The 22985-nt window shown below is 59.3% G+C and carries 17 protein-coding genes; 10 read left to right on the forward strand and 7 right to left on the reverse strand.

Going from position 1 to position 22985, the window contains the following annotated elements; all coding sequences use genetic code 11:
• Window positions 1-9: 9 nt before the first annotated feature.
• The 3 genes from EDD52_RS08660 to EDD52_RS08670 all read right to left on the reverse strand — a co-directional run bounded on the left by EDD52_RS08660 (window position 10) and on the right by EDD52_RS08670 (window position 2978).
• Window positions 10-834 (reverse strand): sulfotransferase family 2 domain-containing protein, encoded by an 825-nt coding sequence (locus EDD52_RS08660; RefSeq protein ID WP_132243915.1) that lies wholly within the window; start codon window positions 832-834, stop codon window positions 10-12.
• A 63-nt stretch (window positions 835-897) separates the two neighbouring features.
• Window positions 898-1878 carry an NAD-dependent epimerase/dehydratase family protein gene (locus EDD52_RS08665; RefSeq protein WP_132243917.1) on the reverse strand — a complete coding sequence of 327 codons (981 nt, stop codon included), beginning with the start codon at window positions 1876-1878 and terminating at the stop codon, window positions 898-900.
• Window positions 1875-2978, reverse strand: coding sequence for a DegT/DnrJ/EryC1/StrS family aminotransferase (locus tag EDD52_RS08670; protein ID WP_207905992.1), 1104 nt, complete (start codon window positions 2976-2978; stop codon window positions 1875-1877). Before EDD52_RS08670 ends, EDD52_RS08665 begins: the two co-directional genes overlap by 4 nt.
• Window positions 2979-3367: 389 nt before the next feature.
• Here EDD52_RS08670 and EDD52_RS08675 point away from each other — a divergent pair, with 389 nt between their 5' ends.
• The 4 genes from EDD52_RS08675 to EDD52_RS24260 all read left to right on the forward strand — a co-directional run bounded on the left by EDD52_RS08675 (window position 3368) and on the right by EDD52_RS24260 (window position 12536).
• On the forward strand, window positions 3368-7462 hold the full coding sequence (locus EDD52_RS08675; protein ID WP_132243919.1) for a beta strand repeat-containing protein: 4095 nt from the start codon (window positions 3368-3370) through the stop codon (window positions 7460-7462).
• Between the two features lie 217 nt (window positions 7463-7679).
• Window positions 7680-9092: a calcium-binding protein gene (locus EDD52_RS08680; RefSeq protein WP_132243921.1), complete on the forward strand. Its 1413-nt coding sequence runs from the start codon at window positions 7680-7682 to the stop codon at window positions 9090-9092.
• A gap of 175 nt (window positions 9093-9267) precedes the next feature.
• Window positions 9268-9753, forward strand: a complete 486-nt coding sequence (locus tag EDD52_RS08685) for a hypothetical protein (RefSeq protein ID WP_132243923.1) — start codon at window positions 9268-9270, stop codon at window positions 9751-9753.
• A 47-nt stretch (window positions 9754-9800) separates the two neighbouring features.
• Window positions 9801-12536: a M10 family metallopeptidase C-terminal domain-containing protein gene (locus tag EDD52_RS24260; protein ID WP_132243925.1), complete on the forward strand. Its 2736-nt coding sequence runs from the start codon at window positions 9801-9803 to the stop codon at window positions 12534-12536.
• A gap of 15 nt (window positions 12537-12551) precedes the next feature.
• Here the strand turns inward: EDD52_RS24260 and EDD52_RS24265 are convergent, their stop codons facing one another.
• A complete protein-coding gene (locus EDD52_RS24265; protein WP_279389260.1) occupies window positions 12552-14042 on the reverse strand; it encodes a calcium-binding protein in 1491 nt (496 codons plus the stop codon).
• 180 nt (window positions 14043-14222) lie between these two features.
• Entirely contained in the window at window positions 14223-16142 is a 1920-nt protein-coding gene (locus tag EDD52_RS08700; RefSeq protein WP_243651881.1) for a polysaccharide biosynthesis protein, read from the reverse strand.
• A gap of 479 nt (window positions 16143-16621) precedes the next feature.
• Between EDD52_RS08700 and EDD52_RS08705 the strand changes: the two genes are divergently transcribed.
• Window positions 16622-17644, forward strand: a complete 1023-nt coding sequence (locus EDD52_RS08705) for an aspartate-semialdehyde dehydrogenase (RefSeq protein WP_132243931.1) — start codon at window positions 16622-16624, stop codon at window positions 17642-17644.
• 256 nt (window positions 17645-17900) lie between these two features.
• Window positions 17901-18149, forward strand: a complete 249-nt coding sequence (locus tag EDD52_RS08710) for a hypothetical protein (RefSeq protein ID WP_132243933.1) — start codon at window positions 17901-17903, stop codon at window positions 18147-18149.
• On the opposite strand, the gene EDD52_RS08715 is transcribed toward EDD52_RS08710, so the two are convergent.
• Entirely contained in the window at window positions 18146-18796 is a 651-nt protein-coding gene (locus EDD52_RS08715; RefSeq protein ID WP_132243936.1) for a carbonic anhydrase, read from the reverse strand. The two genes, EDD52_RS08710 and EDD52_RS08715, sit on opposite strands and share 4 nt — an antisense overlap.
• 157 nt (window positions 18797-18953) lie before the next feature.
• Between EDD52_RS08715 and EDD52_RS08720 the strand changes: the two genes are divergently transcribed.
• From EDD52_RS08720 to speB, 4 genes are all read left to right on the forward strand, one after another.
• On the forward strand, window positions 18954-19325 hold the full coding sequence (locus EDD52_RS08720) for a hypothetical protein (RefSeq protein ID WP_341539838.1): 372 nt from the start codon (window positions 18954-18956) through the stop codon (window positions 19323-19325).
• A gap of 69 nt (window positions 19326-19394) precedes the next feature.
• On the forward strand, window positions 19395-20777 hold the full coding sequence (locus tag EDD52_RS08725) for a leucyl aminopeptidase family protein (RefSeq protein WP_132243940.1): 1383 nt from the start codon (window positions 19395-19397) through the stop codon (window positions 20775-20777).
• A complete protein-coding gene (locus EDD52_RS08730) occupies window positions 20774-21652 on the forward strand; it encodes a C40 family peptidase (RefSeq protein WP_132243942.1) in 879 nt (292 codons plus the stop codon). Before EDD52_RS08725 ends, EDD52_RS08730 begins: the two co-directional genes overlap by 4 nt.
• Window positions 21645-22604, forward strand: coding sequence for an agmatinase (gene speB, locus EDD52_RS08735; RefSeq protein ID WP_132243944.1), 960 nt, complete (start codon window positions 21645-21647; stop codon window positions 22602-22604). The genes EDD52_RS08730 and speB overlap by 8 nt, the downstream gene beginning before the upstream one ends.
• Window positions 22605-22614: 10 nt before the next feature.
• On the opposite strand, the gene EDD52_RS08740 is transcribed toward speB, so the two are convergent.
• Window positions 22615-22953, reverse strand: coding sequence for a DUF2794 domain-containing protein (locus EDD52_RS08740; protein ID WP_132243946.1), 339 nt, complete (start codon window positions 22951-22953; stop codon window positions 22615-22617).
• Between the last annotated feature and the right edge of the window lie 32 nt (window positions 22954-22985).

Genomic DNA, 22985 nt, shown 5'->3' on the forward strand with positions numbered 1-22985 from the left:
GCTTTGTCGTCAGCTCTGGTTCAGTACGTGTTCCATGTCGGCGAAATCCGCCGCATAGATCTGGCGTACCAGCTGTTCGGTTTCCGGCGTCACGAATTTCTCGAAGCCCGGAAATTCCTTGTGGTCGATGCAGGCAAACTTGTGATCCGTGTAGTTCTCGCCTTCGAAAGCATCGCCGCCGTAGCTGGCATGGTGCAGGGAGCTGATATGGGTCAGGTTCTCTGCAACGCGCGCCTTCAGCTCGGCATCCTCGTCAGAGGAAGTCTCGACATTGCCCGCATTTCCCAGCCGACGGTCAAGGTGATCGATCAACTCGCCTTCCATCGTGTCGAGCAGGATGTAGTCGATGCGCTCGCGCCCCACCACGTCTTCGACCGGGTGGTGCTGCTGCCGGAAGTGGATGTCGCAGTTGCGGATGTCCAGTTCGCTGAGGAACTTCAGGAAGGTGTTATAGGAAAACCCTTCCGACGCATCAATGCCCATCTTCTTTTCCACCTGCACGCGCGTATCATCGAAACGCAGCGCATGGCGGTAAGAGCTGACAGAGCGGCGGAACGGATCGCGCATGACCTTGACGTATTTGTACTCAAGGTAGTTGGCGGCGGCATCGGCGAGCCAGGCCTTGTAGGTCTGCGATTTGACCAGAACGTCGCCGCGAAAACGGTGCGACCATTCGCTGTAGAAGTTGGCTGCGTAGAGCAGGCCAATATCGCGCAGATACCACGTCAGGACGATGTTGCTCGCAACCTTGGGCGTCCAGATGATGGCATAGCGTTTGGCGCCGTTGATCATGGGAAGCGGTGGGTGCAGAAACAGGTTGCGGTTCTGTGACATTGGCAGGATTCCTCCTCGTACTCTTCTTATGTCGCTACTCGGGCGGGGTCGCCTTCGCGGCGCTTACCAGTAATGGCTCTTGTTTTTTCGGTAGTAGTCAAAGGTGCCGCGCAGCCCGTCCAGCAGGGAGGTCTGCGGCGACCAGCCGGTGATCCGGTTGATCTTCTCCAGACTGGGGTAGAAGTCGCCGGGTTCCTGGATCTTGCGCTCTTTCGAGAACTCAGCGGGTTCCCAACGTCCTTCGCCTCCCGCCTCGACAATCGTATCGGCAAGCTGGCCAAAGCTGTAGGGGCGGTCGCCACCAAGGTTGAAGGCTTCGCCGTAAGCGGCCTCTGTCTGCGCGCATTGCATGATCGCCTCGACGCAATCGCCGACATACAGGAAATCGCGCAGGATCGTCGGGCCGAAGATCTTGACGGTCTGACCGTCGATGATCTGGCGCACGAACCAGTTGACCACGCCGTAGCGCGGGTGCTTCATCTGCGCCCGTTCCCCGTACAAGTTCGAGATCCGCAGCATGATCGACTTCACGCCGTAATTGTCATTGTAGATCGAGGCGAGTTTCTCTGCCGTCAGGTTGGTCAGCTCGTAAACGCCCTTGGGGTTGGTAGGGGCATCTTCGGTGACAGGCAGGTCCGTGACCGACCCGTATTGCCCGCGCGTGCCGGTATAGACAAACCGCGCATCGGGGTTGAACTTGCGCACAGCCTCCAGCACCACGGTGGTGCCGACGACGTTGAAATCGATATCGATGAAAGGGTTGGTCTGGCTCAGGATGTGGTCAACTTGCCCGGCAAGGTGAAAGACGTAATCCTTCCCCTGCACCAGTTGGTTCATCGCCTCGGCATTGGTGACGGAATTCTTGTGGACTTCGACCTTGTCTTCAATGCCTTTGAGGTTGAAGTAGTTGGCGCCGTAATCTGGCAGCATGTTGTCAACGGCCGTGACCTGTGCACCGGCGTTGACCAGCCCATGCACCAGATTGCTTCCGGTGAACCCAAGCCCACCAGTGACGAGCGCCTTCTTGCCTTCCCAATTGGTCATGAGCTCGCGACGACCTCGTTCACCATTTCCGCGACATAACTGATATCTTCGTCGGTCAGCGAGAAGTGCAGGGGCAGCGACAGAACCTGTTTGGCGGCGCGCTCGGTCTCGGGCAGGTCGCCCTCTTTCAGGCCGAGGAATTCAAAGCTTTCCTGCATGTGGACCGGCAGCGGGTAATGCACCAGCGTGCCCACGCCACGCTCTGCCATCTGCTCTTTCAACCAGTCGCGGCGTTCAGAGCGGACCACGAAGAGGTGGTAGACATGGCTGCAATTCTCAAGCGTCACGGGCAGTGTCAGGCCCTTGATGTTGGCCTTGTAGCTGGCGCCGATCTTCTGGCGGTGCTGGGTCATCTCATCAAGGCGCTTGACCTTTTCGCGCAGGATCGCGGCCTGGATTTCGTCCATCCGGCTGTTGCGGCCCATCATCACCGAATAATAGGTGGCGCGCTGACCGTAGTTGCGCTTTTTCATGCAGATGTCGGCGAGGTTGGCATCATCGGTGGTGATCACGCCGGCATCGCCGTATGCGCCAAGGTTCTTGGTAGGGTACAGGCTGTAAACCGAGATGTCGCCATGCGTTCCGACCTTGCGACCGTCAAACAGCGCGCCATGCGCCTGACTGCAATCCTCGACCAGCGCCAACCCATGTTTTTCGCAGATCGCCTTCATCGCGGTCAGGTCCACCGGATGCCCGTAAAGATGCACTGGCATGATCGCACGGGTGCGGGAGGTGACAAGGCTTTCGACATGGGCGGGGTCGATGGAATAGGTATCAGGCGTGATGTCTGCAAAGACCGGCGTCGCGCCGGACTGGACCACACCGACGGCAGAGGCGATGGCGGTATGGGCAACGGTGATGACTTCATCACCCTGACCGATCCCCAAAGCGTTCAGCGCGATCTCGATCGCATCGGTGCCGTTGGCGACGCCGATGGCATGCTTGTTTCCGTTGAATTCGGCGAATTCCCGCTCAAACCCTTCAAGCTCCGGGCCCAGAATGTACCATCCCGATTCCAGAACCCGTTTGACAGCGGTTTCGATGCTGGGGCCGAAAAACGCGTGCTGCCCCTTTAACTCGTTGAACTTGATATTCTTCAAGGTGGCCTCGCAGCGATAGACAATTGACGTACCCGATCATTGGGCGCGTTATCGCATGTTCGCCCAAGTTTGCAACGCGCTAATTACCACGGAACCAGCACCCGCGAGAGGTTTACCTTGCGTGACATGCTCAACCTGTGGGCCGCGCGATTCAACCATGAAGAATCCTGCGCCGGGCGGATGCGCGCCGCACCCCCCTATTTTTGGATGGTAGGCAATTCATTACTGTTGGTTGCTTGCGTGCCCGGTGTAGCATTCCCCCACGTTACCTGTCGCTTGGGCCGGCCGTCTGTTTTTCAGTACCAAACCTCTCGTTGCTTTCTCTGGTTCAAGCGTTCGTTTTTTGGCTCCCCTTTTTGTCAGGGGACTGCATTGAAAGGAACCGCGTTATGGTTACCACCCCACTTGAATGGCTCAACGAATTCCAGGTCAACAACGGCACCGCCGAGCAATATTATGACAGCGACATCACGCAGCTGAGCAATGGCAACGTCCTGATCACATGGACGTCCACTGACGATACCGGCGTGGGCAGCCCCGGCGGCACCGACATCATCGGCCAGATATTTGATCCACTGGGCAACGAGGTTGGCGCTGAATTCCGGCTCAACACCCTTCGCAACGCGCATGGCGAAAGCAGTGCATCAATCGCAGCGGTCGAAGGTGGCGGTTTTGTCGTCACCTATCTTGATGCGAATATTATCCCTGGTCCGCCCGTCGTGATCGACTACGACATCGTCGTTGAGACCCACAGCGATAGCGGGGCTTACGTGCGGGGCGCGACGATCCACAACAATGCCAGCAACGAAATTCATTTGGCGCCACAAGTGGCCTCGTTGTCTTCGACCAGTTCGTTGATAACTTGGCTGGACGTGACGAATGGCGATGTTCTGGCGCGCACCTATAATCCGACGACGGGCACGATGGGAGCCGAACTCACCGTATACGCCGGTGTAACCGGGTCGGGCGAAGGCGTGACCGGGGTTGAGGTTGCCGCGCTTGAGCAAAGCAACCGCTATGCGGTCACCTATGTCGATATCGATTCCGGTAACGACCAGGTCTATCTTGAAATCCTCAACTCGAGCGGCTCGACCGTTTTCAACGTTCTGGTAGATAGCGGGCTGCCCACGGCGCGCGACACCTATGTTACCGAACTGTCCAACGGCAACCTTGTTGTCAGCTGGACAACCGACGGATCTGGCGGCAGCAACTCTGGTGTTCGGGCGCGGATTTATACCTCTACTGGTACTCCGGTTACCGGCGCCTTTACGCCCGCCACGACGGTCGCAGGCAATCAGGAAAACACCGCCATCGCGTCGGCGGGCGACAACGGCTTTGTCGTGTTCTGGTCCGATGATGAAACTTTTGACATTCATGGCCAGCGTTATTCCAACTCCGGGGCGCGCATCGGCAGTGAATTCGACGTCGAGAATTGGGGGGCCACCGAGCTTGACCACCTTTCCGCAATCGGGTTGGACGACGGCCGGGTCCAATTGACCTGGACGGCAGAGTTCAACAACGGTGCTGATGATGACATCTACACTGCCATCTGGGATCCGCGCGACAGTAACGAGACAAACGATCCCGCCGACGCCAATGGCTATCAGGTGGGCACACCCGAAGCGAATACCATCATCACGACGGCAGATACGCTTTATGTGGTGGGCGATGACGGCAATGACCGCGTTGTTGTCAGCCCGGGCGAGGTGAACCCTGCCATCCTGTTCGATGGTGGCAACGGCATAGATGTGCTGGAGCTTGAGGCTGTCTCTGGCACATGGGACTTCCGCAGCGAGACGGTGCAGAACTTCGAAGAGATCGAATTCCGCACAGCGTCAAACCCGACGATCAACCGCTATGCCTATTTCTACGACACGCAGATCACCCAGTTCGATACCTTTGATTTTGATTTTGACTCCAACACGCTAGAGCGAATCTTTGTCAATATGACCTCACTGTCCACGCTTGACCTGTCGGGGGTGACGATCCAGAGTCAGGGAGATCAGGACTACACCTATATTTATGGCGATGGGTCGAATGAGAACATCACCGGCACGACCGGACAAGATTCAATCTTTGGCAATTCCGGTAATGATACGCTGAACGGCGGCAATGGGGATGATACGATCCGGGGGGGGCTTGGCACCGACTCGATGATCGGCGGCGCGGGCACCGACCTACTCTACCTTGCGAGCGACGGTTATGCGAGCGGCGTCAGTGTCAATCTGGGCGCCAACACCATTTCGGGCCCCGATACGATCGACGGGTTTGAGAATGTAACCGGCACCAACATCGCCGCGTCCGGGGACAACTTGACCGGTTCGACGGGTGCCAACCACATAATCGGTCTTGCGGGCGAAGACACGCTGAACGGTCTTGCCGGCGTGGACACGCTGGAAGGCGGCCTTGGCGATGACTGGCTGATCATCTCCGCAGCCTCCGATGCCAACGGTGCGAACGTTTTTGACGGTGGCGCGGACAGGGATACGCTCGATTGGCAAGGGCTCGGCGTTCTGACACTCCAAGACGACAGCTTGCTGTCGATCGAAGAGGTGGAGTTCGGCAACTTCGACACGGCGAACACTCAACAGGTTCGCGTCAACGCCGATCAATTCGGCGTAACAGGCCTTAGCACGACGCTGCACATCGACGGCTCCAACGGCGGCGGGAACGACTGGTTTGTCGTCTACACCAACGGCACCAGCGGCTTCGATGCCTCCGGCTTCACCTTCCAGGACTGGCAAGACGTCAATGACGATCGCCTCTACATTATCGAAGACGGCACCTACAGCGATGTGACCCTGTCTGGCTCGTCAGGGAACGATTCGATCACTTCCTACTCGGGCGATGACACGCTCTTAGGTGGTCTTGGCAATGATACGCTGAACGGCAACACTGACAACGACGTGTTGAATGGTCAGGGGGGAGACGACTCGGTTATCGGCGGTTTGGGCAACGATTTGCTGACGGGCGGCGATAACAACGACACCCTGCGCGGCGGCGGTGACAACGACACGCTGGTTGGGGGTGAGGGCAACGACCTGATCTTCGGCGACGCCGGGATCGACACGGCCGGTTACTATAATGCCGATGGTGCCGTCACGGTCGATCTGTCGAACCTGGCAGCGCAGAACACCGGCGCCTGGGGCATCGATACGTTGTCGGGCATCGAGAATCTTCAGGGCAGTGCGACCTATGGCGATACGCTGACCGGCGATGCCAATGCCAACGCAATCTATGGCTACGGTGGCAACGACACAGTGAATGCAGGCGACGGCAATGACTCTGTCTACGGCGGCAACGGCCTGGACCAGCTTTACGGTGGTCTGGGTAACGACTCGATCCTCGGGTCGGGCGGCGATGATACCGTGTCGGGTCAGGGCGGCGACGACTGGCTTGAAGGCGGGTCTGCGAATGACGGCGTCTACGGCGGCGCGGATAACGACACGCTGCTTGGCGGTACTGGCAATGACACGCTGGCCGGTGGGTCCGGGTTCGACTTTGCCCATTACCAAAACTCTACCGATGGGGTTCAGGTGCGGTTGGCGATCACCACGGCTCAGTTCGTCTCATCGAACCAAGGCACTGATACGATCTTCGGTGTCGAAGGTGTGGTTGGGTCCAACCACAATGACCGGTTGTTCGGAAACAACGCTGCGAACTACTTTGCTGCGGAAGATGGCGAAGACCGGGTCTATGGCGGTGGCGGCAATGACACCATGGATGGTGGCGCGGGCGGAAATGACTTCCTGAACTACTATTTCTCGTCTGATGGCGTGGACTTTAGCCTGGCCAATCAGGGAGCCTTCCAGTTCGTCAGCGCGAGCCAGGGATCTGACTATGCCCTCAACTTCGAGAACCTTCTTGGGTCTTCGAATGCCGATAATCTGTTCGGTGATGGCAATGCCAACGTCATTCAGGGCTATGCCGGCTCTGACAGAATCGAAGGCGCCGGGGGGGATGACTTCCTCAACGGCGGCGGCTGGGGGGACACCGTCCTTGGCGGCGACGGCGATGACACCGTCCTTGGTGACTATGGTGACGATTTGCTTGGTGGCGGAAACGACAACGACAACCTGGCAGGTGGGGCCGGCAACGACTCCATCTACGGTGGCGCAGGCGTCGACCAGATCAATGGCGGCACCGGTGCGGACATCCTGTATGGCGGAACCCAGGCCGACACGTTCGTCTATACGAACACCAGCCAGTCAACGATCGCCAACCGGGACATCATCCAGGATTTCGACAGCGGCGTGGACGAAATCAACCTTGTCGGGATCGATGCCAACACCACCGTGGGCGGCAATCAGGCCTTCACCTATATCGGAAACGGCGCATTCTCCGGCATCGCCGGACAGCTGAATTGGGTGAATTTCGGCACCACCACATGGGTGCAGGGCGATACCAACGGCGACACGGTTGTCGATTTCAGCATTCAGTTGAACAACGTGACCTCTTTGGTTGCGGGCGATTTCGTACTGTAAAACGGGACTAAAACCTACTTGGAGAAAGGGCGCGGGCAACCGCGCTCTTTTCATTTCCGCTCCGGGTCGTGGCGGCACGACCCCACATTTGGCCCGAACGCCTGACCACGGCGTTTTCTGACAATTCTCGCAAATTGGTTACACCGGCAGGGCGCGTGTTCACCTCTCGCTAACCCGGACGAGGCATTCTCTGGCCGAACAGGAAAAAGGTCAGGTCATGCCGGTAACGGGTAACGGAACGGCCGTGCGCGGGTTAGGTGGTGCCGCAGGGTACGGTGAAATTGAACTGCCGCGCGGCGATGACAATGCGCTGCGTCTTGACCTGTCCGAGGTATTCGAGGACGGGCTGAACTATTTCGGGACGCGCTATGGCGCGCAGGCGCTATATGTAAACACCAACGGTACGCTGTCTTTCGACCAGCCCCTGGAACTCTACCCGACCACGGACAATCTGACATTGGGCCAGGACGTGATCGCCCCCTTCTGGTCGGACGTTGACACGCGGCTGGATGGGGAAGGCGCGGAAAGTGGCGCCATCTGGGTCGATATCGATCCCGCGGGCGACGTGGTAACGGTGACTTGGGCCGACGTCGGTGCCTATCGCCGAAATGCCGAAGTGACCAACTTCTTTCAGGTGCAACTCTTCGATCGTGGCAATGGCGATGTGGATATCGTCTTTCGCTATGAAAGCATCGAATGGACACAAGGCACAGGATATCTGGATGACGGCGGTCGGGCGCTGCTTTCGTCGAAACGACTAGTCACTGAAGAGTGGGTGTCGCCTTACGGTCATCCCGATGCCTTGCTGGACCTGCCGGACACTGTTGGGAATACCGGTGCGCGCGGTCTATGGGTGTATGAGATGCGCGACGGCAAAGTCGACGGGCTGAGCGCAATCAGTGGTCTTACTCAAACCGGCACAAATGCTCCCGACCTGCTGACGGGCACGCCACAGGGAGACAAACTAAGCGCGCTCGGCGGAAATGATACGCTGCGCGGCGAGGATGGTGACGACCACCTGTTTGGCGGTGACGGGGCGGACACGCTGTCTGGGGGGGGCGGTGACGACTTCATCTTTGGCGGTGCCACCAGTGCTGACCGACGGGACGTGATTTATGGCGGCAATGGCGATGACTGGGTCGATGCGGGTTACGGTAATGACGACGTCTATGGCGGCTTCGGCAACGATAATCTGAAAGGAGATTTCGGCGCAGACAACGTCAATGGGCAGGCCGGGAACGACACGCTGGGTGGTGGCGCCTTTTCCGACAGGCTTCAAGGCGGGGACGGTGACGACTTCCTGAATGGCGGTTTCGGGTTTGACCGGCTTATCGGTGGCGCGGGCGCGGATAGGTTCTTCCACGTCGGTGTCGAGGGCCACGGTTGCGATTGGATCAAGGATTACTCCCACGCGGAGGGCGATACACTCGGTTTCGGCCAGTCCGGGGCAACTCCCCAGTTGTTCAAAGTGCACCTGACCGCACAAGGGGGGCAAGGCGATCCGGAAATTCCGGAGGCTTACATCGTTTACAGGCCGACGGGACGGATCGTGTGGGCGCTTGTAGACGGTGGTGGGGAAGATACGCTTACACTCATCGTGTCTGGTCAGGCGTATGACATATCCATATAGTTGCACGCAGTTTGGCCGCAGTACCGACCCTTAGAGTTTTGAACCTCAGCGCGGCTAATCAGGCAAGACGAGGAAAGATCTGCGAGAGTCGCGCGCCAAATCCAAAACGCAAAGCGCCCGCGTGGCGCGGTGCCTCCTCGTCGGTACGAGCCTAGCGATCGTGGGAGGTCTTTTCATGGCGATTGCAGTGTCCGCCGGACAAAATCAGCCGATCGAACTCCGCGCCCCGTTAGGCTGGATCGGCCGCGGGTTCTCGGCGCCGGCGGATGTGAACCCGGTTCAGGCCGGGCGACTGCGATTCCTTCCCGACGAAGCGGCAATCCTGATCTCTGCCGCATCGCCAACAGCCGAAAGGCGGCTGACGGATGTGACGAAGGTGGCAAAGGCCCTTGGTATTGGGCCACAGGTGATGGACCCGCCGGGACCAGACAAACGCACGGTGCCGAACCGGATTTTGGCGCTTCGTGAAGGCGAAGTTACGGCCTATTTCACGACCTTTGTGCCGGAAGATCGGCCCAATCCGGAAGTAAATGGCGTTCTTCATCTCTGTCGTAAGGCAGGGGATGACTGCGCAAAGTCCCATATCGGCCGATTTCCGCTTGACGCGCTTGCATCTAACCTGCGCCTTGCCATTGAATTGTCCCCAAGGATTTTTGAATGAGGCGCTCCAACCTAAAGAGCGCCAAAGCTTAGTCAGGACCTGTTCTTATGTCAGATATTACGAGTGCCGCCCGAATCCCCGCTTCCATACCCGCTTCGGGCAGGACCCTTCTTGCGGATCTTACCTACCGGGCCGTGTGGGCCGACCCCACGCTGCAATACTATCTGGGTGACGAGGACACGCTGGGTTTTTCGCAAATTTTCAGGAACAGCTACAATGCGCGTTTCGACAGCAGCGGCGCGCCGGATCAGACTTTTGCATATTCCGCGCAAGTCATCCAGGCGTTCGAGATGATTGACAGTGTCGTTAACACCGATTTCGCTCGCGTTACGGCCTCGGCGCAGGCGCAAGACACGGCCGAATTCGTGCTGGTGACCTCTTCTCATAGCCTGAACGCGTCGCTTGAAGGCTACCACATGTTCCCCGGGGGCGTCTCGCGGGGCAGAAACGATTACTGGGGTTTCGGAGCTTTCAATTCGGACCTTACGTCTCTTGGTGCCAGACCAGAGACGGGGGGCGGTGAATATCTCAACTGGGTCCTGATCCACGAGATTGGTCATGGTCTTGGCCTTGAACACCTGTTCGACGACAATGGCGACGTGCTGCCCAGCATAGGCGAGGCACTCGACAACGAACGCTACACGGTCATGTCCTATAACGGCGCCTCGAATGCTTACACCTACGGGCATGCTGTCACGATGATGGCAATCGACATCGCGGCATTGCAGGCCCAGTACGGCGTTGAAACTTACGCGGCCGAGAACTCCGTCTACACCCTGCGCGACGCCCGCGAGGGGGCCCTGACGCTGAGCGAAAACAACTGGCAGATCGGACGTGCCTACGCGTCAATTTGGGATTCCGGTGGCACGGACACGATCCGCTACCTTGGACTTTCGGGGGCGGTGCTGATCAACCTCAACGACGCCACCCTCGACCGCAGCATGTTGGCCGCAGACGCCGCCCCCTCGCTTGGGGCCCTGCAACTGACAGAGCGTTTCGCGACCCTGTCCGAGGAGATCCGGACCGAAACAATGCTCCCCGACTACCACGCCGGCGGGTTCTTTTCGCGCGTATTGACGGCAACGGGGGAAAGCATCGATGGCGGTTTTTCCATCGCACATGGCGCCCAGATAGAAAATGCGACGGGCGGGACGAAGGATGACATCCTTATCGGCAACGAGCTGGACAACCGGCTTACCGGGGCGGCTGGCGATGATCTGTTGATCGGCGGGCTGGGCGACGACGTGCTTCAAGGTGGTGCAGGGTTGGATACTGCTGGGTTTTCGGACGAACGCGCCTTCTACACCATCGCAGCCGCCGGAAACGGTGCCTACACGATTTCCCATGCGGGGGAAGGGACCGACAGCCTGGTGCGTGTCGAACTTGCGCAGTTCGCCGACGGTCTGGTCGACCTCAGCCTGGTACCCGGGGTCGCGGGCATTGCCCTGACCGGGACGGCGCTGGGCGAAGCGTTGGAGGGTGCCTCCGGCAGCGATACGCTGATCGGGCTGGACGGGAATGACACCTTGATTGGCCTTGGGTCGGATGATCAGCTTTACGGGGATGACGGCGATGACCTCCTTTATGGCGATAATATTGGGCCGCGGCTGCCGTTGGGTGACGGGGTGGCCAATCTTGACCGGACGGTCGTCGTTCCGGCTGCCGTACGCGAAGGGTATACAGCGGTTCGGATGGATGCAGGTTTCAGCCTGCTGGATGACGCGGACATAGGCGAAGCAACGACCATCCCGCATTTGACGGCGAGCTTCACCATGGCGACAGACGATTTTGTGTACCTTGCTCTGGATATCGCTGCGGGTGAACGCCTTGTGATTGACATCGACTATGCCGACACGGACCCGGGTGGTTTCGACAGTGTGCTTAGCCTTTTGGATGCGCAGGGCAATGAGATCGCGAGCAATGATGATGCGGGGCAATCTTCCGTTGGCGGGGCAGGCAGCAGTTCCAAGCTGGATTCTTACCTGGACATTTCGGTCGAACAGAGTGGCACCTACTTCGCGGAAATTCGGAAGTTCGATTTCTCGCCAATCCCCGAGGGCGAGCAGTTCGAGGCCAGCGTGTCATTGGGGTTCAACCCGACAGGAAGTCCGAGCGGCGGAAGTTACGAAGCCGGTAACGACGTGATCCGTGGTAGCAACGGCAATGACAGCCTATTCGGTGGCGACGGTGCGGATACGCTGTACGGCGGCTATGGTGATGACTTTATTTACGGGGGAGAAAGCTCCAATGACCGGCGCGATCTGGTCTACGGCGGTTTCGGCGGCGACCGCATCGACGGTGGCCACGGAAACGACGAGTTGCGCGGCGATGCCGGGAACGACACGATTGCCGGAGGGTTCGGGGTAGACACTGTCATGGGCGGTGACGGTGATGATGTACTGACCGGCTCTGCATGGGCCGACCGTTTGTCCGGTGGCAACGGGGATGACTTCATCAATGGCGGGTTCGGATTTGACCGGCTAAACGGGGGCGCAGGGGCGGACCGATTCTATCATGTCGGGGTGAAGGGGCATGGAACTGATTGGGTACGGGACTATAACGCGGCAGAGGGCGATCTGTTGCAAACAGGGCTCCTGGGCTCTGCCCGCGCAGATTATCGGGTCAGTTTTGCCGAGATCGCTGGGGTGGGGGAGATCGGTCTGCCCGAAGCGTTTGTCAGATATGCGCCTACTCGTCAGATACTTTGGGTTCTGATTGATGGTGCCGGTCAGGACGCGATCAACCTGCGCGCCGGTGCGGCGGAGTTTGACCTCCTGCACTAAGCCCCGGCAAACATCTCAGAAGAGAATGTCATAGATCGTCCAATCGTCTGGATCGAGCGGCTGGCCGTCCATGGTCTGAATGCGCAGGTGCTGGTCCTGCCAGTGGATATCGAGCCCGTAATTGCGTTCGCGCAGGAAAAGCTCTGACATGTCATAAATCATGCCCCAGTCATCGATGTTGACGACATCCGTCCCCAGCTCGAAATCGGTGATCGTGTTTCGGTCGCCATCCCGGGTAAAGACGAAAGTGTCAGCACCGGCGCCTCCGGTCAGCCGATCCTCGCCCGCACCAGCAATCAATACATCGTCGCCTGCGCCGCCTTCCAGCCAATCCGCCCCGTCATAACCCATGAGCAGATCGTCGCGCGCGCTGCCCGTGAGCCTGTCGACTCCGCCGGTGCCAAGATACTGTCCGCCGATTGTGCTGCGGTCGATGGTCAACTGGGTGAGGCCCTCACCCCCGGCGCCCGAGACGAAAATCTGTTGATCATTGCCGACTTGCACCGTTCCGATGGCAGTCACGTTCTCGATCGTCCAGCCGACCTGGTTTGCCAATGCATGGTGATGATAAAGCTCGCCGCCCGGCAGCACTTCGAGCAGGCTGATGCCGTCGTCCGACCCACCCGCCAGCACAAATCCCCGTTGTCCGACCTCGAACCCGGCAAGGGCGTCCGCACTCGCAAAGCGCGTCAGAGGCGTGTCGATGATGTGATCTTCGATGAACAGCACGCCCATGTCATTCACCCGGACAGAGGTGAGAGAGTCGCTGATCGTCGATGCGGTGACGACATAGGATTGCGCCGCAACGCTGACGCTGACCATGGAATCCACGCCCGAAACCCAAAGCCCGTCCTTGTGGCCCAGCGTGTCGATCAGCCAGGATGCGCCGCCTTTCGAAACGCCATAGCTTGTCATCCCGTCTTCGGACACCGAGGCCGAGATCAGGAATGTCTTGTCGGCAACGGTGACCGGCAGAAGGTCAACAACATCCTCGGCGGTGGATTTCGGCGTGTCGAGCTGTACGGATCGCTGGGTCACTGTCCAATCCGGCGAAATCTCCCAGATAACGATGCCATCCGCATCATGTGCGGCACTCGCGAAGAACTGGCGCGACCCTATGTCGAAAGCGGCAATGCGGCTGACGTCGCTGACATAGGATGGCAGCGGCAGGCTTCCGGCTGCGCTCATTGCTCCGGTTGCGCCAAGCGCCTCCAGATCCAGCCTTGCCCCGTTGTTGGCGGCGGACACGATATGCGTCTCGCCGTGATGCGAGATGATTTCCATATCGGCGGTGGCGAAGGTCTGGCCCAGTCCGTTTATCACGGTCTCGCCGCGCCGCGCCGCGCCCTGATCCTCACGAAGCTGGAAAGAGGTGATCGTCCCGGTCGCGGAGGACGCGGCATAGAGCCAGGTGCGACCGTTGCTTTCCAATACTTCGAAAGCGGACACCAGAGCCATCTGATGTGCGGAACCGAATACCAGAACTGTTTCGAAACCAAGCCTCATTTCAGCCATCCATGCGAGCCACGCTCATGCGCGGGCTTCAATCTGGATGTCAGATGGAGCGGTTCTCGGGCAGGACTCCGGCAGAAATTGGAAGAAATCTGGCGAAAATGCGAACTATTGCTAAAATTTGACCGACCCGGGAAATGCTGGCTTTACCAGCAGTGCCGCGAACACCCTTGCTCAGCTAATTTGAGCTTCCTCGACGGACTTTTCCTTTGTGGGGCATTGTTCGACCCAGCGACTGATCACAGCCTTGGCGGCCTCTTCATCCAGAGTTTCGATGGCGCGCCTCAGGTCCTTCAAGGCATTGGCAATCTCGATCTCAGAAAGGTAGCCTTCCTGAGCGCGAAGGATCTTGTGATGCGGCGTCGTCAGCATGTCGGGTGAGATCAAGAGCTCTTCATGCAGCTTCTCACCGGGGCGGAGGCCGGTGATAAGAATTTCAATCTCGCCGTCAGGGTTTTCGGCGTCCCGTACAGTATGGCCTGCGCCCTCGATCATCTGGCGGGCCAGCTTCTTGATCGGGACAGGATCCCCCATGTCGAGCACGAAGACATCCCCGCCGCGCGCGAAGGAGCCCGCCAGCAGCACCAGTCGGGCCGCTTCGGAGATGGTCATGAAGTAACGTGTCACCGATCCGTGGGTCAGGGTGACAGGACCGCCGCGCCCGATCTGCTCTTCAAACAGAGGAATGACGGAGCCGGAAGACCCCAGCACGTTTCCGAAGCGCACCATGGAAAAGCGTGTATTGGCGGAACGGGTCGCAAGATCCTGCACGACAAGTTCGGCCAGACGTTTCGAAGCGCCCATGACATTTGTCGGGCGCACGGCCTTGTCCGACGAGACGAGGATAAAACGCTCGACCCCGGCATCTCGCGCGGCATCGGCCATGATCTTGGTACCGATCACGTTGTTGCGCAGGCCCGCAATCGCATTGCATTCGACCAGCGGCAGATGCTTGTAGGCGGCGGCATGCAGCACAACGTCGATATCGTATTTGGCCAGCACCTGGCGCGCGGTGTCGTCGTCGCAAATGCTGGCGAGGATCGGCACGACCGTCAGGTCGGCAGCCAGTTCGCGGATTTCTTTCTCGATATTGTAAAGCGCCAGCTCGGAATGATCGTACAGGACGATGCAATGTGGGCGGCAGGCGATCAGCTGTCGGCAAAGTTCCGATCCGATAGAGCCGCCGGCCCCCGTGATCAGGATGCGGCGGCCAGAATAGGCGTGGCTCACGCCCGGCAATTCAGATTCCAGCCTGTTGCGGCCCAGCAGATCGTCCAGCGATACCGGCGTCACGCGCTTGCCCAATTCGCCGTCGCCAACCAGTTCGGCAAAGGAGGGCAGGGCGTGGACTTCGCAGCCCAGCTCCCGCAGGCCAAGAGCGATGCGCGATTGCCGCGACTGCGTCAGCGACGGCATGGCCAGCACGACCCGGTCGATGGATTTGCGCGTGATCAGCTCCTTGATCTGGCTTGGCGCATGGACCGGAAGGCCGGCCACCATAAGGCTTTGCAAGGTCGGGTTGTCATCAACGAAGGCCACCGGCAGCACCGTATCGTCCGTCCGCAAGGCGGCCACCAATTGTTGGCCGGTTTGTCCCGCACCGTAGATCAGAACACGCATGCGCCGCTGCCCGTGACGATAGACATAGGCCAGAAGAAACTGGCGCAGCCCAATGCGCCAGGTGGCGCTGGCCACCAGGTAGAACATCGCGAAAATGAAGAATACTTCACCCGGTATTCTGGGGGTGAACAGCCCGTTCAGCACGGCACCGATGATGCCCAGGGCAACTGCTTGCAGTGCTGTCCGGATGATGCCGCGTGTCTCGTAGGCGTTCAGCTTGATATGCGGAATGGAGAGGTAGAAGGAAAACGCCGTCCCGATCAGCGCCATTGCCCCGATCAGGGGCATCAGCTCGGCCATCAGGGCCAAACGCGGCGAGGTCGAGCTGTTCAGAAGGAGTGCCGCGAACAACGCAAGCGGGATCATCAATACGTCAAGAAGGACGAATACCGTCCGTTTCTGAACGCGCGTTAACGTGGTCGCCAAATAAAAAAACACTGACACCGCCCCTTGCACTATTACTCTGGTACTCATGACACTTCGTCGGCTGATCGCGTTATGGTTGTAGAACCTTCGCGCGACGTCCGTGTCAATCCCACCAGGCTGATAGCTTTCATTTCGTTCTAAGCCTCCGCCTAATTATTAGACAAGAAAACTTTCGCTGCATCTGCGAAAACAGGCGGGATTCCACCGGTTTTGCTATAAGAAGCGGCAAAAGCGATGTTGGGCAGGGGAAACAGCGCGGGTTATTCCCTCCAAGCGCTTTGGGTGTCAGCCCTGATTTTGCCCGATTCTCGACATTTCTGCGCTGCAGCAAGGCGCCCTTGGTCGCGTCCGGGTTGTCCTCGTCCTCCTGAGGTCTCAAGCCGGAAGTTGGGACGCTTACGGTGCGCGCATGCGCAGCTGCACGCAGGGCGGGAATTGCCCCTTTTACCTGCTTTGCCTGTGCTGTATGACCCCGCAGATCCGGGCGGGCAAAGCCAGCGCGCGCGGAAAACCGAAAGGAGAGCCACATGGGCTACAAGGTCGTAGTCGTCGGCGCCACGGGCAACGTGGGCCGCGAGATGCTGAACATACTGGATGAACGCCAGTTCCCCGTAGATGAGATCGCCGTATTGGCCAGCCGTAAGTCGCTGGGCACCGAAGTCACCTTTGGCGAGCGAACTCTCAAGACTCAGGATCTCGACACTTTCGACTTCACTGGCTGGGACATGGCTCTTTTCGCCGTCGGTTCTGAAGCGACGAAAAAATACGCGCCAAAGGCCGCCAAGGCAGGTTGCGTGGTGATCGATAACTCGTCGCTGTATCGTTACGATCCCGACATCCCGCTGATCGTGCCAGAGGTGAACCCGGACGCGATCCACGTATATGCAAAGAAGAACATCATCGCCAATCCCAACTGTTCTACCGCGCAGATGGTTGTCGCGCTCAAGCCGTTGCACGATCGTGCCCGGATCAAGCGTGTGGTTGTTTCGACCTATCAGTCGGTTTCTGGCTCCGGCAAGGAAGCCATTGACGAGCTGTGGGATCAGACCAAGGCGCATTACAACCCGACTGATGATTACCAGCGCAAGGTTTATCCCAAGGATATTGCCTTTAACGTGATTCCGCATATCGACGTCTTTCTTGACGACGGTTCCACCAAGGAAGAGTGGAAGATGGTTGCGGAGACCAAGAAGATCGTCGATCCGTCCATCAAGGTCACGGCGACCTGCGTGCGCGTGCCGGTTTTTGTCGGGCACTCCGAGGCGATCAATATCGAGTTCGAGGATTTCCTTGATGAGGACGAGGCCCGAGATATCCTGCGCGAAGCGCCGGGCATCATGGTGATCGACAAACGCGAAGACGGCGGCTACGTGACGCCAAAGGAATGCGTGGGCGATTTTGCAACCTTCATCAGCCGCATCCGTCAGGATTCCACAATCGACAATGGCCTGAACCTGTGGTGCGTGTCGGACAACCTGCGCAAGGGCGCGGCGTTGAACGCCGTCCAGATTGCAGAGCTTCTGGGCCGCGAAGTTCTGCGCAAGGGCTGAAGCATTTCACCGAGAATTCGGTGGCCGGGCGTCCGTGGAAACGGGCGCCCTTTTTGTTACAACTGTGTTGTGAATATCAACAATTTGAAGGAAATTCTTTCACGCGCGAAATTTTCGGTCAAACATTGTTCCTATCCTTTATTGAAGGATTAGGAGTGATGTTATGTTTAATCCGGTAACAAGTAATGGTGAGTGGCCAGTGTCTTTGAATAGTAGTTCAATCCCCGTACAACCTGATAGCGAGACTGTCTCGCTCTTGCGTTCCTTCCTTTGCCCGATTCTGGATCAAGCCAGAGACTGGAAAAACCTGCGTGCGACGCTTGTAAAGCGTGGCTACGGCCTGGCGTTCCGCGAAGGGCATATGGTCATTGTCGAGGCTGACACGGATCGCGTGATCTGCACAGGTCAGCATATCGGGACGCCCCTGCGGTCTCTGGTTCAGAGGCTGGGACGTCCAAGTGTGGTGGTTCACCGCAATGGTCTGTCGGGTGAGTTGATCGACTAGACCGGCTGAAAACTGCGGTCGGCGGGGGAGAAGAATTCCAGATCGCCTTCGCCGATCTCGGTCCAGAGGCCGTGCAGCGACAGGTTGCCCTTCTCGACGGCTTCGCGCACGAAGGGGAAGGTCATAAGGTTGTCAAGCGAAACGACGACCGCTTCCTTCTCCAGCAGTCGCAGGCGGCGCGCCGCGTCGCCTTCGTCCTTCACCCGGTCGAACCCCGGGCGAAGGATGTCCATCCAACGACCGACGAAACTGGATTTTTCCTCCAGTTCCGGCGCCTCTCCGCTGCACATGCTCATGCAGCCTTGAACGCCTCCGCAATTGGAATGCCCAAGCACGATGAGGTGCGCGACTTTCAGCGCCGTGACCGCGTATTCCACGGTTGCCGAGGTGCCGTGATGGTCGCCATCCGGCTCGTAGGGGGGCACGAGGTTCGCAATGTTGCGATGGATGAAGAATTCACCCTGATCCGCCCCGAAAATCGACGTGACATGGACCCGGCTGTCGCAGCACGAGATCACCATGGCACGTGGGCGTTGCCCTTCGTTGGCGAGCCGTTTGTACCACGCTCGGTTTTCCGCATGCGTCGTCGCTTTCCAGCCGTGATAGCGCTTTACAAGGTAGCTTGGCAAAGGTTTGGCGTGTTCCATGCCCGTCTCTCCTGCTGACAATTGCACAGGAGATAGTTGGATTTCGTTTCGAATTCGAGAGGAAAATGGCTTTGGCCTCAACCTTTTGGGAAGGTCGCCGAAGCAGATTGGCCGGGCCGTGGGGGCAAGAGAAAGAAAAGGTGGTCTAGTGGAACGGGTGACTTTGCTTGCATATTCCGAACCGGTTCGGGTGGAGCCAGAGCAATTGAACGGGCTTTATACACAGCTCGGCATCTCCGGAGCGGAGGATGTCGTCTGTCGCGCGATGGAGGAGATTGCGCTTCGCATGAACAGGATGGTCCGGCAGTTTGCCGAAGACAAGCTTGACGAGTTGCGCAAGAACGCGCGGTCATTGGTGGGTATCGCCGATCAGATCGGGCTGATCGGCCTGTCGAGTGTCGCGGGGGACGTCACCAATTGCATCGACGATGGCGATCATGTCGCTTTGTCGGCCGTGCTCAACCGGTTTCTGCGGGTTGGCGAACGGTCTTTGTCTGCAATCTGGGAGTTGCAGGACATTTCGATCTGATGCCCCTTGCGGGCAGGATATGGGGGGTTACGCTGGCGCCGGACCTAGGTATCAGGAAAGACCCCATCGATGAAGCTGAGTTTCGCCGAAGACAGCGCAGAGGCACTGCCTCTTACCCTGCTCGAACCCGGGGATCTGCCCGGCTGGCTGGAGGCGCAAGACGCGTCAACCCGTGCCTGGGTGGAGGCGAGCAGCTTTGCCGGAACGCTTGGGCAGGCGCTTGTCATTCCCGGCGAAGGTGGGGCGCCAGCGGCGGCGCTGGCCGGATACGGGACGCAGGCGCAGCGCCGCCGCGGACGGTTTGCGCTCGCAGCGGCTGTGCCCGCGCTTGGCAGCGCCAGATATCGCATTGCGGACGGCCTGCCGCCGGAACAAGCAGAGGAAGAGGCCCTGGGCTGGCTATTGGCCGGCTACGCATTTGATCGCTACAAGGCGCAGTCGCCTGCCAAAGCGCGACTGGTCGCGCCTGCGGGCATAGATGCCAGCCGTGTCGAGGTCATGGCGAATGCCGAGGCGCTGACCCGTGAACTGATCAACACGCCCGCGGCGGATATGGGGCCGGACGCTCTCGAAGCTGCTGCACGCGCCCTTGCCGCGGAATTCGGCGCGCAATGCGACGTCACGGTCGGCGATGCCTTGCTGGAAGGCAATTTTCCGATGATCCACACGGTCGGGCGCGCTGCGTCTCAGGCACCGCGGTTGATCGACATGTGTTGGGGGCAGTCGGGCCCTCAACTCGTCCTTGTCGGCAAGGGGGTCTGCTTTGACACGGGCGGGCTAAACCTCAAGCCCGGCGCGTCAATGGGGTTGATGAAAAAGGATATGGGTGGGGCGGCGAACGTTCTGGGGCTCGCACATATGATCATGTCGCTGGAGCTTCCATTGCGGTTGCGCGTTCTGATCCCGGCGGTGGAAAACGCAATCGACGGCAACGCCTTTCGACCGCAGGATATCCTGACCAGCCGCAAGGGCCTGACGGTCGAGATCAACAACACGGATGCCGAAGGGCGGCTTGTGCTGGCCGACGCGCTGGCGCTGGCAGATGAAAGCACGCCCGACCTGATCATCAGCATGGCGACGTTGACCGGCGCGGCACGGGTGGCGGTGGGGCCGGATCTGGCCCCCTTCTTCTCCACCCGGCCGGATCACGCGGACGCCCTGCGCCAAGCCGCAACCAAGGCGGCGGATCCGGTCTGGGAGCTTCCTTTCTGGGAGCCTTACGAGCCGATGATCGAACCCGGAATCGCTGACCTGGATAACGCACCTTCGGGTGGCCAGGCGGGGGCGCTTACTGCGGCGCTGTTCCTGCGGCGCTTCGTTGACAACGCCCCTTATGTCCATTTCGACATCTACGGCTGGCAACCCACAGCGGCGCCCGCTCGCCCCAAGGGAGGGGCCATGCAGGGTGTCCGGGCCATCCTGACCGCCCTGCCGGAAATGCTGAAGCTATGACCGACCGCCGCCGTCATCTGGCCAATGGACGCGTCGCGCATGTGTCGCTGCAAGGTCAGGTCAGCGCAGACCGTTTTACGGAAGGCGAATGGCGTCAGGTCAGCGTCCCCCGGCTTGCCCTGTTGGACGGCCCCTCTGGCGCGCGTGACAGAGAGGTCCTGATGGGGGAAAGCGTGCTTGTGCTGGAGGACCATCAGGGCATGGCCTTCGTCACGCTGCAACGAGACGGCCATGTCGGATATGTCGAAAGCGCCGCGCTCTCCGCGCCTCCGTGGACATCAACGCATTACGTCAGCGCGGCACGCACCTACGCCAAGACGACGCCAGATTTCAAGGCCTACGAGCCTGTACTGGACCTGTCCTTCGGCAGCCTGCTGAGCGTGACCGGGACGTCCGGGCTCTGGTCCGAGATTGCGTTGCGTGCCCTCGACGATCCAAAGGGGACACGAGCCTTCGTTCCGACCGCACATCTCCAACCCATCGATATGCTGCCAGACGATCCCGTGGCGGTCGCAGAGCTGTTCCTTGGCACGCCTTATCTTTGGGGCGGAAATTCGGCCTTCGGGATCGACTGTTCCGGCCTCGTGCAGATGGGTTTGCTAGCCTGCGGCATCGCCTGTCCCGGCGATAGCGACATGCAGGCCAAGGAACTGGGCGAGAGCGTGACGGACCAATCCTACCTTCGCGGTGATCTGCTTTTCTGGAAAGGGCATGTGGCCTGGGTGGCCGATGCCAAGACGGTTCTGCATGCCAATGTCCATCACATGTCCGTGGCTTACGAGCCTCTGGACGAAGCCATCGCCCGGATAGAGGCGCAGGGCGATGGTCCTGTCACACGTCACGCAAGGCTGACGAAGGAAGAAATCAATGTCTGACAGCTATTTCCACCCGGTTTCCGGGTTCGATCTTCCCCGTTTTGCAGGTTTGCCAACCTTCATGCGGCTGCCCTATGTCCCGCCAGAACATGAAAGGTTCGGGCAGGTGCAAATCGGGCTCGTCGGAGTGCCTTGGGACAGTGGCACGACCAACCGCCCCGGTCCTCGCCACGGGCCGCGACAGCTGCGGGATGCGTCGACCATGATCCGGGCAGAGAACGGTTCTACCGGTGTGCGCCCCTTCGAGGCGCTCAATTGTGCGGATCTGGGTGATGTGGGGCCGAATCCAGCGGATATTCAGGACTCCATGGCGCGCATCACCAGTTTCTACGACGGTTTGATGTCCGCTGGCATCCGTCCGCTGACTGCGGGCGGGGACCACCTGACATCGCTTCCGGTGCTGCGCGCTCTGGCCAAGGACAAGCCACTTGGAATGGTACATTTCGACAGCCATACGGACCTCTTTCACAGCTATTTCGGCGGCACGATGTATACTCACGGCACACCGTTCCGCCGCGCGGTGGAGGAAGGCTTGCTGGACCCGAAGCGCGTTGTGCAGATCGGCATTCGTGGCACGGCCTATGATCGCGAGGATCGCGACTTTGCCGATAGCGTTGGCATCCGCGTCATTGCGATTGAAGAATTCCACGCGAGGGGCGTTGCGGATGTCATGGCCGAAGCACGCGAAATCGTGGGGACGGGTGACACCTACGTGTCCTACGACATCGATTTCGTCGATCCTGCCTTCGCGCCGGGCACGGGTACGCCAGAGGTGGGCGGCCCGAATTCCTATCAGGCGCTGCAAGTGGTGCGAGAGCTGGAGGGCATCCAGATTGTCGGGGCCGATATGGTAGAGGTATCGCCGCCTTTCGACGCCAGCGGGGCCACGGCCTATTTGGGGGCGTCAGTCATGTTCGAGCTGCTTTGCGTCATGGTCGGTTCTGGCAAGTAGCGCCTCGCAATCACTCGACCGCCCGAATGAGCTTGCGTTCAAGAACCCGCAACACGGTGCGCAGGTCCTGACCGCGTTTCAAGACCTGCCCGTCCATGCCGATCACCGCGTACTGACCTTGTCGGCTGCGCAGTTTCGGGCGTTTCTCAATTCTGTAGAGCGGATGTTCGGCGGTGCGTCGGAATACAGAGAATATCGCGACGTCCCGCAGGCTGGAAATGCCATAATCGCGCCATTCTCCGGCCGCGACCATACGGCCATAAAGCGACAGGATGACCCCGAGCTCTGTCCGGTGAAACGACACCTGCGCAGGTGGCATATTTCCGGGAAACGGTGTGAGGCTGTTCATAGATCGACAGTTGCCCCCCGCGCTGCGCAAAT

The sequence above is a fragment of the Primorskyibacter sedentarius genome, assembly GCF_004342065.1.
GTDB classification, from domain to species: domain Bacteria; phylum Pseudomonadota; class Alphaproteobacteria; order Rhodobacterales; family Rhodobacteraceae; genus Primorskyibacter; species Primorskyibacter sedentarius.

Excerpts from the sequence above, each read along its gene's own strand:
- EDD52_RS08660 (WP_132243915.1), bottom strand. The coding sequence starts at position 834 with ATGTCACAGAACCGCAACCTGTTTCTGCACCCACCGCTTCCCATGATC.
- EDD52_RS08665 (WP_132243917.1), bottom strand. The coding sequence starts at position 1,878 with ATGACCAATTGGGAAGGCAAGAAGGCGCTCGTCACTGGTGGGCTTGGG.
- EDD52_RS08675 (WP_132243919.1), top strand. The coding sequence starts at position 3,368 with ATGGTTACCACCCCACTTGAATGGCTCAACGAATTCCAGGTCAACAAC.
- EDD52_RS08680 (WP_132243921.1), top strand. The coding sequence starts at position 7,680 with ATGCCGGTAACGGGTAACGGAACGGCCGTGCGCGGGTTAGGTGGTGCC.
- EDD52_RS08685 (WP_132243923.1), top strand. The coding sequence starts at position 9,268 with ATGGCGATTGCAGTGTCCGCCGGACAAAATCAGCCGATCGAACTCCGC.
- EDD52_RS24260 (WP_132243925.1), top strand. The coding sequence starts at position 9,801 with ATGTCAGATATTACGAGTGCCGCCCGAATCCCCGCTTCCATACCCGCT.
- EDD52_RS24265 (WP_279389260.1), bottom strand. The coding sequence starts at position 14,042 with ATGAGGCTTGGTTTCGAAACAGTTCTGGTATTCGGTTCCGCACATCAG.
- EDD52_RS08700 (WP_243651881.1), bottom strand. The coding sequence starts at position 16,142 with ATGAGTACCAGAGTAATAGTGCAAGGGGCGGTGTCAGTGTTTTTTTAT.
- EDD52_RS08705 (WP_132243931.1), top strand. The coding sequence starts at position 16,622 with ATGGGCTACAAGGTCGTAGTCGTCGGCGCCACGGGCAACGTGGGCCGC.
- EDD52_RS08715 (WP_132243936.1), bottom strand. The coding sequence starts at position 18,796 with ATGGAACACGCCAAACCTTTGCCAAGCTACCTTGTAAAGCGCTATCAC.
- EDD52_RS08725 (WP_132243940.1), top strand. The coding sequence starts at position 19,395 with ATGAAGCTGAGTTTCGCCGAAGACAGCGCAGAGGCACTGCCTCTTACC.
- EDD52_RS08730 (WP_132243942.1), top strand. The coding sequence starts at position 20,774 with ATGACCGACCGCCGCCGTCATCTGGCCAATGGACGCGTCGCGCATGTG.
- speB (WP_132243944.1), top strand. The coding sequence starts at position 21,645 with ATGTCTGACAGCTATTTCCACCCGGTTTCCGGGTTCGATCTTCCCCGT.
- EDD52_RS08740 (WP_132243946.1), bottom strand. The coding sequence starts at position 22,953 with ATGAACAGCCTCACACCGTTTCCCGGAAATATGCCACCTGCGCAGGTG.